This window comes from Dyadobacter sp., from assembly GCF_051859145.1.
Classification (GTDB): domain Bacteria; phylum Bacteroidota; class Bacteroidia; order Cytophagales; family Spirosomataceae; genus Dyadobacter.
On sequence record NZ_JBHYGF010000119.1, the window covers coordinates 1 to 10,345 of the forward strand.

The 10,345-nt window shown below is 46.2% G+C and carries 8 protein-coding genes; 4 read left to right on the forward strand and 4 right to left on the reverse strand.

The features are described from left to right. The coding region (locus ACTIE6_RS08625; RefSeq protein ID WP_439556253.1) for an aminoacetone oxidase family FAD-binding enzyme at window positions 1-590 on the forward strand (590 nt) is incomplete at its 5' end. On the opposite strand, the gene uvrC is transcribed toward ACTIE6_RS08625, so the two are convergent. Genes uvrC through ACTIE6_RS08645 form a run of 4 tightly spaced genes read right to left on the reverse strand, consistent with a single transcriptional unit; the run spans window position 577 to window position 8,158 of the window. Continuing rightward, window positions 577-2,385: an excinuclease ABC subunit UvrC gene (uvrC, locus tag ACTIE6_RS08630; protein WP_439556254.1), complete on the reverse strand. Its 1,809-nt coding sequence runs from the start codon at window positions 2,383-2,385 to the stop codon at window positions 577-579. The genes ACTIE6_RS08625 and uvrC overlap by 14 nt on opposite strands. A 14-nt stretch (window positions 2,386-2,399) precedes the next feature. After that, window positions 2,400-3,548, reverse strand: coding sequence for a glycerate kinase (locus tag ACTIE6_RS08635; protein ID WP_439556255.1), 1,149 nt, complete (start codon window positions 3,546-3,548; stop codon window positions 2,400-2,402). A 20-nt stretch (window positions 3,549-3,568) separates the two neighbouring features. Beyond that, window positions 3,569-5,866 (reverse strand): penicillin-binding protein 1A, encoded by a 2,298-nt coding sequence (locus tag ACTIE6_RS08640; protein WP_439556256.1) that lies wholly within the window; start codon window positions 5,864-5,866, stop codon window positions 3,569-3,571. 51 nt (window positions 5,867-5,917) lie between these two features. Further along, complete coding sequence (locus ACTIE6_RS08645; RefSeq protein ID WP_439556257.1) at window positions 5,918-8,158, reverse strand: tetratricopeptide repeat protein; 2,241 nt, start codon at window positions 8,156-8,158, stop codon at window positions 5,918-5,920. Between the two features lie 96 nt (window positions 8,159-8,254). Between ACTIE6_RS08645 and ACTIE6_RS08650 the strand changes: the two genes are divergently transcribed. From ACTIE6_RS08650 to atpE, 3 genes are all read left to right on the forward strand, one after another. Then, entirely contained in the window at window positions 8,255-8,503 is a 249-nt protein-coding gene (locus tag ACTIE6_RS08650; protein WP_439556258.1) for an AtpZ/AtpI family protein, read from the forward strand. A 405-nt stretch (window positions 8,504-8,908) separates the two neighbouring features. After that, the gene (atpB, locus tag ACTIE6_RS08655) at window positions 8,909-9,991 is read left to right on the forward strand and encodes a F0F1 ATP synthase subunit A (protein ID WP_439556259.1); all 1,083 of its coding nucleotides are present in this window, start codon (window positions 8,909-8,911) and stop codon (window positions 9,989-9,991) included. Window positions 9,992-10,035: 44 nt separating this feature from the next. Continuing rightward, window positions 10,036-10,299 (forward strand): ATP synthase F0 subunit C, encoded by a 264-nt coding sequence (gene atpE, locus ACTIE6_RS08660; protein WP_031525687.1) that lies wholly within the window; start codon window positions 10,036-10,038, stop codon window positions 10,297-10,299. Window positions 10,300-10,345: the final 46 nt, after the last annotated feature.

Below are 10,345 nucleotides of genomic sequence, written 5' to 3' on the forward strand. Positions count from 1 at the left end.
TCAAAATTTCAGGTACAAAATATGAGTGGCGCGGCCCCTTGCTGATCACGCATTGGGGACTCAGCGGGCCGGCCGTTTTAAAGCTTTCCGCCTGGGGAGCCCGCGAACTGGCTGAGAAGAATTATGACTTCGGTTGCAAGGTAAACTGGTTGCCTGAATTGAATGAGCAACAAGTGCGTGAATTCCTGATCAATGAAAAAACCAAAACACCTAAACAGCAAATCGTTTCCAATGCAAGGTTCGGCTTGCCGCTCCGACTTTGGAAAGCCTTTACTGAAATGGTAGAAATTCCCGAATCACTGAAATGGGGAGATGCGAGCCACAAACATCTGAACCGTCTCACAGAAGTACTTACGAACAGCCAGTTTGCTGTAAGCGGCAAAACGACTTTCAAAGAAGAATTTGTGACTTGCGGCGGCATTTCGCTCACCGACATCGACCCTGAAACATTGCAAAGCCGCTCTGTAAAGGGATTGTACTTCGCAGGAGAAGTAATGGATGTAGACGGTATCACAGGCGGATTTAATTTCCAAAACGCGTGGACTACCGGCTACATTGCAGGCAAAAACATCGGTCTTACTCAGCCATAGCGTCAAAGTAAGCGCGTACTTTTTTGGCCCGGTCCAAACCTACCAGTTCCGTAAGTGTATCCAGTGAGCTTTCGCGAATGCCACGGACAGATCCAAAATGCTTCAATAGCTTCGCGGCAGTAACTTTCCCTACACCTACCACACCTTCCAGCTCGCTCACCAGACTTCCTTTGCTACGTTTATCGCGGTGGAAAGTAATCGCAAACCGGTGCGCCTCGTCGCGGATCTGCTGGATCAGTTTAAGTGATTCTGACTTTTTATCAATGTAAAGCGGCAGTGAATCTTCCGGGAAATATATCTCTTCCAAACGCTTCGCAATGCCTATAATGGGGATCTGACCGTAAATACCCAAGCTTTTCAATGCATCGCAAGCCGCTCCCAGCTGCCCTTTACCCCCATCGATCACAATCAGATCTGGTAGCGGCTGCTCTTCCGCAATCAATCGCAGGTAGCGCCGGTTTACTACCTCATTCATGGACGCAAAGTCGTTGGGCCCGATCACCGTTTTGATATTAAAGTGCCGATAATCTTTCTTGGAAGGTTTTCCTTCTTTGAAACAAACCATCGCGGCCACTGGATTGGTACCTTGTATGTTGGAGTTATCAAAACATTCAATGTGCCTGGGCAGACTTTTTAGCTGCAAATCGGTCTTCAAACGGATCAGTACGCGATCCTTTTTAGAAGAAGTAGCAGAAGCTTCCACTTCGCGGCGCTCGGCCTTTTCCCTGCGGAAATACATCACATTTTTCATGGACATATCCAGCAGCTTCTTCTTGTCACCGATCTGTGGGACAGTGACTTCAAGCCGCATTTCAAGATCCGGCTTCACATTGGAGATCAGCTCCCGCGCCTCCGAACCGTAAGTACTGCGCATTTCGATGATCATCATCGCCAAAATATCGTGATCACTCTCATCAAGCTTTTTCTTAACCTCAACCGTCTGCGTGGCCACCATATACCCTTGTTTTATTTTCATAAAATTGAGGTACGCAGCTTCTTCGTCGGACACGATCGTAAGCACGTCGATATTACCAATTCGTGGATTGATCACAGTAGCTTTGCTCTGGAAATTGGAAAGGTGTTCGATCTTGGTTTTCCAGGCGTGCGCTTTCTCAAATGCCATTTGCTCAGCGGCTGCAAGCATTTTTTCTTTGAAATATTGTTGGGGAGAAGACAGATTTCCTTTCAGGATATTATGTACCTGTTCTATTTCTGCGTTGTATTCAGGTTCAGTTTGTAAGCCTTCGCACGGACCTTTGCAGTTACCGATATGATATTCCAGGCAAACCTTGAATTTACGCGCCTCAATGTTCGGTTTGGTCAAAGGCAACTGACAGGACCGGATCTGGTACAACGACTTGAACATATCCAGCAGCGTGTGCATTGAACGCAGGTTGGCAAAAGGTCCGTAGTAAGTCCCTCTGCCGCGCTCCATATTCCGGGTCGGAAAAACCCTCGGAAAAGGCTCGTCGGTAATGCAGATAAACGGATAGGTTTTATCGTCTTTGAGCAGAATGTTGAATTTGGGCTGCAACTGCTTGATCAATTGATTTTCAAGCAATAGCGCGTCCCATTCACTCAATACGATGGTATATTCAATCCTTCTGATCTGGGTCACAAGCCTTCTCGTCTTGCGATCGTGCTGGTTGGATTTCAGGAAATAACTGGAAACTCGGCTTTTCAGGTTTTTAGCTTTCCCCACATAAATCACCGTTCCCGTTTCGTCAAAATACCGGTAAACTCCCGGATCGTTCGGAATCTTTGAAAGCTCTTCCTTATAGTTGAATTCAGACATTTAATAAGATATACTCAGGAAAAATCAGATCTGGTCTTGGCAAAAAACAAGCGTACCAGTTGAAAAGTTGCGTCTCTCACCAACCTGAATGCTTCATTTTGGGCAACATGAAGGTTCATTGGTCTATCCAAAACAGAAACCGCGTATGTAATACCTGCGTCCCGGGTTTGTTCGGGGGTGATTTGAAGGGTACCACACACTGCGGCAAGAGGTACCTGGTACTGCTGACAGAAGTCTGCCAATCCTTTTACTACCTTTCCGCTCAGTGTTTGTTCGTCAATCTTACCCTCACCAGTTATGACAAGGTCGGCTTGTTTGATCAACCCTACGATATTACTCTGTTCGATAACAATGCTGACTCCGTCTTTCAGTTCTGCATTTAAAAACCACATACAACCTGCACCAACCCCACCAGCAGCACCCGCGCCAGGTACCTCGCTGTAATCCTGACCGAAAATTCTGGTAGCTACACTGGCCAGATTCCTTAACCCCTGGTCCAGCATTTCCACCATTTCAGCGGTTGCGCCTTTTTGAGGACCATATACATAAGCTGCTCCATTGGTGCCAAATAGAGGATTAGAAACATCGCAGGCGACTACAATGGATACATTGTTTAATCTGGGATCTACATTGTCGATTTCAATACGGTCAATCAGCGACAAACTGCCTCCGTTGACGCCCAGCATGTTACTATTTTGATCAAAAAACCGGAATCCAAGTGCCGCAGCCAGTCCATTGCCGCCGTCAGTTGTAGCACTCCCGCCAATTCCAAGTATGATCTTCTCTACACCCCGGTTCAATGCATCGAGGATCAGTTCACCGGTACCAAATGTGGTTGTGAGCAGCGGATTGCGATCTTTTTCAGAAAGTAACTTTAAGCCAGAGGCAGCCGCCATTTCAATGAATGCAACTTTACTATCAGCCGAAAGTCCATAAGAAGCTGTTATCTCGCGTCCCAGCGGATCAGAGACTTTAACCTCTATTTGTGTCCCACCAGCCTGCTTGGTAAGGATCTGTGCTGTTCCCTCGCCTCCGTCGGCAAGCGGCACTGTAGTTACGTTTGCATTAGGATAAGCAAGCAAAATACCCGCGCGAACTGCATTGCACACCTCGTCCGCTTCGAGCGAACCGCGAAACTTATCGGGTGCAACGAGAATATTCAATGCTTTTCCGGTTTTCAGGATTAAAACAAAACGCCCTCGTCGTCAGATCTGGATGGCGGAACATAGGTGTCGGTACTATCCATGGATACGTTACCGCATTCCCTGACGTAGTTTTCAGGCTTGTTGAATGGACCTTTTCTGTATTGAACAAGGGTTTGGTCGGCGTATACTTTTTTCATATACATCCCCCAGGCAGGCATCGCAATGCGGCCACCCTGACCCAATGCGATGGTACGGAAGTGAATTGCACGATCCTCTCCCCCAACCCAGATTCCGGTCACAAGATTTTGCGTCATACCCATGAACCAACCGTCGGAGTAGTTTGAAGTAGTTCCCGTTTTCGCAGCGATTTCGTTTCCTTCTGTTACACCCCATTGTCTAAGCCGGCCGGCTGTTCCACCCGGATCTTCAACTGCGCCGCGCATGAGGTATAGCATATTGTACGCCATATTCTCACTGATTTCCTGATTCTGCTTCTGGAAAAACTCTTGTAAAACATTACCATAGCGATCTTCAATTCGCAAAATTGTCATCGGCTCGGTACGGTGCCCGCCATTTGCAAATGCGCAATAAGCGCCCACCATTTCATAAACCGAAACATCGCTGATACCCAGACAAAGTGAAGGTACCGCTTGTAAGTCACTGGTAATCCCTAGCTTATGCGCATACTCCACAACCGTTTTCGGCCGCACCATTTTCATCAGATAGGCACTTACCGTGTTCACAGATTTCCCGAGCGCCTGGCGCAACGAAAGTGCCTGGTAAGAGTATTTGTTATTAGAGTTCTTCGGAGACCAGCCGCCAGGTACCCCATCGGAAGGGCCGAAATAAATGGGCTGGTCCGTCACATGATCACAAGGTGTCAGGAAGCTCTTGTCCAATGCAGACACATAAACAAATGGTTTGAACGTCGAGCCAGGCTGGCGCGAACCCTGCTTTACGTGGTCGTATTTGAAATATTTGAAATTAATACCACCCACCCAGGCTTTCACATGTCCGTTCCGCGGGTCCATTGACATCATACCTGCGCGCAAAAAGCGTTTGTAATATGCAATGGAATCCATCGGGCTCATCATCACTTCTTTCTCTCCATTCCACGTAAAAACCTTCATCTTGTAAGGTTTACGCATGATTTTCCAGGCTTCTTCTTCACCCAGGTCTCTTTTCAGGGATATGAAATGCGGCGTTTTTTTAGCAGCTGACACCAAAAACCCGGGTATCTCTTTTCCATTGTCAAAGGTCCAGGGGTTCCTGCCTTTCCAGTGTTCGTCAAAAAGCCGCTGCTGTTCTTTCATGTGCTCTTTCAAAGCATCTTCCTGGTAGCGCTGCATTCTTGAATCAATGGTAGTGTAAATGCGCAAGCCGCTGGTATACAGATCGTAATTCTTGTCGTGCTCTTCGTTGTATATCTTCACCCAGCTTTTGAGGTAGTTCCGCATGGATTCGCGGAAGTAAGGTGCCAATCCGGTATTGTGACTGTCAACAGTGAAGTTGAGGCCAAGCGGCTTTTCCTTGTATCTCAAAAAATCCTCTTCGGGAATGTACTCGTACTTCATCATTTGCGCCAGTACCGTATTGCGGCGGTTGGTCGCGTTGGTCGGGAAACGAAGCGGGTTAAAGAGTGTCGGATTTTGGAGCATTCCCACAAGTAGGGCGGCCTCCGTCACATTCAGGTCCCAGGCTTCCTTGTCAAAATATGTTTTGGCAGCTACTTTGATCCCATAAGTGTTGTTACCGAAAGAAACCGTGTTGAGATACATTTGCATGATCTCCTGTTTGGTATACTTTCTTTCCAGGATGACAGCCAGAACCCATTCTTTGGTTTTTGCGATCACGATCCTGATCCCAGGAATTTTACCCAATAACCCTTCATATTCCTCAGAGCGGGTATTAAAGAGGTTTTTAGCAACCTGTTGCGTGAGGGTACTACCTCCACCTGAGCTTGAATTACCTGAAACAACTCCTTTGAATACACGCAATAAACTTCTTGGGTCAATCCCGGAGTGGTTTACAAAACGCGCGTCCTCAGTAGCGACCAATGCGTCGATCAGGTTAGGCGAGATCTGCGAAATATCGATCTGTGTACGGTTTTCAAAAAAGTACTTTCCCAAAGACTTTCCGTCCTCGCTGATCAGCTCGGAAGCGAGTTCGCTTTTCGGGTTTTCGAGGATTTTTAAATCCGGCATTCCACCAAAAAGCCAGAAAAAATTAAAGCTTACAGCAACAATATAAAGGATAATCAGACCCAGTCCCAGTGCCACGTACTTCCATAAGCGTATAATGGTGCGACGATATTTTCCGGGTTGTAACTCAATCATTAGATGTGGGATTTGGTATTGAAAACTTACAAAGATATGATTTCGGGGAAATTATCTTTTTCCCACCGAGACAGAATTGAATTCCTGCATTTCTTTCAGTCGTGGGAGGTAGACGCTGGCAGGATACAGTCGCATGAATTCAGTAATAGCTTGTCCGTAAGCTTCTTTGCCCCTTACTTTCCCGATCAGGAAAACACGTAGCAAAGCAAACTTATCTTCCATCGCCCCGCCTTTATATGCAGGCAGGTTACGTTCAATATCTTCAAGCGCCTTGGTGTAATTCCCGGTCGCATACAGCTGATATACAGCCTCATATTCTTTGATTGGATTACCTGAATTCCCGGCTGCCTCACTGGATTTGCTCACCAGCCTCGCATAGGTAGAATTAGGATATTCGGTCAGCAGCTTGTTTTTCCATGCAGCTCTGGTTTGATTATCCTCTTCATAACTCAGATACAGGAGATAGTAAATTTCATCCTTATATTGAGTTTGGGGATATTCAGCAAGCATCCGGTCGAATGTGGAAATGGCGCGGCCGGGTTCTTTCAGGTCAAACCGGTAAATTTTACCCAGATTATATAATGCATCCTCTTTCGCATGCCGCGACTCAGCCATTTGAGGCTCCGTAAGCGGAACGTTCTTTTTCAACAGATCATGTGCTGCCTGCCATTCAGGCGTACCTTTTTTCATGCTTTGATCAACAGGCGCTGCACTTGCCACTCCCGTACTGTCGTCCGCCGTGGAAGCAGGATTATTGGACATTGCCTGCAACGGACGATTACTTCGGCGCCAGTCATCTTCCAGCGGCCGGTTACCCCAGTTTCGCTTGAAATCTATCTTACCCTGATTAATCAATGCAGGATCGTACAGCTCCCATCTGCGTTCGTTCCCACTTACAAGCGGGTTTGAGTTTGACTGGTTATTTACATTGTTCGCAGCAAGCATTGCTTTCCTGGCCTTTTCTTCTTCCTCCACGCGCAACTTTTCATTGGCTTCAATGATCGCATCGATCTTGTTATCAAGAGCGGCAGGGTTCATTGCAGCCAGCTTTTGCAGACTGTCCTGCATGGTCACAATCGCATATTGCGCAACAAAGCTGTCCAATGCGCGCTTCCTGTCAGCAACCAGTCTGTACTCGGGCGCTTCTTTGGGGAGTATTACCAGCGCGCTATCATAATATGATTTTGAAACCTCAAAATTTTCCAGGGCTTCATAGTTAATGCGGGCCAGCTGCAAGTAGGTGTACGCTTTTTGCTGCATGTTTCCTTTGGAAGCAGCGGCTGATTTTTGAAGGTAACCAACAGCTTCCGGCACTTGCTTGCGGTGCTCAGCCAGCAAACCCATAGTAAAGTAGATCCTGTCTCGTAAATCGTCATTTTTCCTGTCACGAAGCATTCTCTCAAAACCTACTGAGCTCAGGTCTTTTTTGGGATTTAGTACTACTTCATTTTGGAGGGAATTCATGGAAGAATAAAAGCCGAGATCGTAAGATGGTCGGTTTTTAGAAACGCCTCTATAATGTTTATTGGCCAGCGCATACTGCCCGAGACGATCGTACATCTGCGCGGCTGCAAAATGGATCCGCGCTGTTTCTATCGATTTTTTCAAAAGCGGGAATGTCTCTTCCAGAATTGCTACCGAGGTAAGATACTCCCCGTTCTGCTGATGGAGATATGCTTTTGTAAGATAGAACTCGCGTATTGCTGACTTGTTAAGCGGCTGCTGGCTCAGGTGTTCTGCTACGCCCAATGCATTTGAGTAGTCTTTCTGCTCAATGTAGGCGCGCATTAAAAGGATAAGTGCATTGTTTTTGTCGGCCTCATCGCGCCCATTGGCATACACATACCGGAGCGCTTCCAGCCCGTCGGCCCACTGACCCAGATAGAGCCGCGATTTACCTAATAAGATATAGCTATTATCCAGCCATTTGCTGTTCTGATGTTTTTCTGCAACAATGGAAGCTTTTTTAATGGCATCTTCCAGCTTTGGTTTGACAGGAAGCGCCAGAACCGAATCCATAGGAAGGAGGATCGGAAGCAGCTGGTTATAATCCTCCTTGAAAGCCTTTTTCATCTCGTACTCGGCTTCAAGCATATCCTGCTCCGCCATAAAGTATGCATTATACCTTGCCGAAATATTATGAAAGTTCACAGCCCCTGGCCTGGTGCTGAACTGCGAACACCCGGCGATCAGTACAGTCAGAATAAGGAAAGAAGTGATTTTTCGGATATGAAAGGCAATAATGTCGATCACAAAGCAGCTTTTAGGGGTGGTCTGATCTTCTTGTAACAAGCAAAACTAAAACGGTAATTTAAATAAAACCGTATCGAAGATAGCGGCATTTGTGAAAATTGGAGCAATTTTACCGCAATATTATCAATCAGCGGCATGGACAGTGAAAGTAGCACATCGGGGGAGAAAGAGGGGGCACAGCTGGCTAAAAACCAGTCTTCCAAATTCCTGAAATATTCCGGACTGGCGACGCAAATGCTGGGAACCATTCTGCTGTTTACCTGGGGCGGCTACAAACTGGACGAATACCAGCAAAACGAGGTACCTGTATGGACGCTGATCCTTTCACTTACGTCCATTGCCGGCTCGCTCTACATGCTGATCAGAGGCTTTACAAAATCCTGAGCTTTTCATTTCTTTACTTCCATGCTACGCACCATACTGGCGACAATCATTTTAGGAATTGCATTATTCCTTGTTCAGCACTTTGGGGGAGACACGCTGCTCCACCCATATATATGGTACATTCTGATCTTTTTTCTCGGACTCTCTTTTTTAGGCCACCGGCTCATGGAGATAGGATTAAGAAACAACCGTGAGAAATTTGTCACTTTTTACATTTCGTCTATCGTCGCACGCATTATTCTGTGCCTCCTGTTCATTGCCTTCTTTTTATATCGTGGGCTAAGTGATTCATTCCTATTTGTTATCAATTTTTTTGTACTCTATTTATTTTATACATGCTTTGAAATATATGGTTTGTATAGTAACTTGCGCCGCGATTGACAAAGCATAGTATTTCAAGCATTTATGTATATCCATATCAGACGTTTTTTTACAATTGCCCTGGTAGCTACTACCTGTCTTTTCAGCGCCCCAACCCGGGCTCAGCACGATGCTGAAAAAGCTGCTGAAAGCATCAATGAGGAAGAACACAAAATTGAACATAAGCTTGAAGAGTCCGAGGCAAAGTTCAATATTGGCGAGATGATCATGCACCACATCGCTGACTCTCACGAGTGGGAAATTACGCACGGTGTCGTAATACCGCTCCCGGTTATACTCTACTCGGCAGACCGCGGAATTGAAGTTTTCTCTTCATCCAACTTCCACAACGATCACCACGAATACAACGGATATCACCTGGTTCACGGAGATTCAGAACAAATTATTCCAGTCGATGAATCCCGTAAAATCTACGACTTCTCCATTACAAAGAACGTCGCTTCCATGCTGCTCAGCGCAGTGATCCTGATCCTCGTTTTTACAAGCATTGCCAAATTCTACAAAAACAACAGCAGAAGAGCACCAAGAGGCTTTCAGTCTGCAATGGAGGTTATCATCCTCTTCATCCGCGACGAAGTTGTTAAGCCTAATGTAGGTCCTAAATACGAAAAGTACCTGCCTTACCTGCTCACATTGTTTTTCTTCATATTGATCAACAATATCATGGGTCTGCTTCCCGGATCAGCCAACCTGACAGGTAATATCGCAGTAACGATGACACTTGCGGTTCTGACATTCATTGTTGTTCACCTGAATGCAAATGGTAACTACTACAAACACCTTGTAAAACCAACCGGCGTACCCGTTCCATTGTTGCTCATCATGATCCCGGTTGAGATTGTAGGTGTGTTTATGAAGCCATTTTCTTTAATGGTGCGGCTTTTTGCCAACATTACCGCAGGCCACATTATCCTATTAAGTCTTTTCGGTCTGATCTTTATTTTCCAAAGCTTTGTAATCGCGCCGGTTATCTCGCTATTCGCCTTGTTCCTCAACTTTATCGAGATCATGGTAGCGTTTATCCAGGCATTTATCTTTACACTTTTGTCGTCCATGTACATCGGCAGCGCTATTGAAGAACATAGCCACGCAGATCACGGACATTGATTCTGAATCTCTTTTTATCAATTATATTTTAAACAAACACAATTATGTTGCTTCAAATTTTGCTTCAAGCTGCTGAGCAGAGCGGTGCTGGTCTTGCTGTTTTCGGTGCTGCAATCGGCGCTGGTCTTGCTGCAATCGGTGCTGGTCTTGGTATCGGTAAAATCGGTGGTAGCGCTGTTGAAGGTATCGCTCGTCAGCCAGAAGCTGCTGGTGCTATCCAGACTGCCATGCTTATCATCGCGGCTCTTATTGAAGCGGTAGCGTTGTTCGCGGCGGTTATCTGTCTGCTGATCTCGTTCAAGCTTTAATCGAATCGGGACATTGTCCTTACTTCAACTGCATTAGGCTGAGAAG

Coding starts and splice junctions, on each gene's coding strand:
- ACTIE6_RS08640 (WP_439556256.1), bottom strand. CDS start 5,866: ATGATTGAGTTACAACCCGGAAAATATCGTCGCACCATTATACGCTTA.
- atpB (WP_439556259.1), top strand. CDS start 8,909: ATGTATATCCATATCAGACGTTTTTTTACAATTGCCCTGGTAGCTACT.
- ACTIE6_RS08650 (WP_439556258.1), top strand. CDS start 8,255: ATGGACAGTGAAAGTAGCACATCGGGGGAGAAAGAGGGGGCACAGCTG.
- uvrC (WP_439556254.1), bottom strand. CDS start 2,385: ATGTCTGAATTCAACTATAAGGAAGAGCTTTCAAAGATTCCGAACGAT.
- atpE (WP_031525687.1), top strand. CDS start 10,036: ATGTTGCTTCAAATTTTGCTTCAAGCTGCTGAGCAGAGCGGTGCTGGT.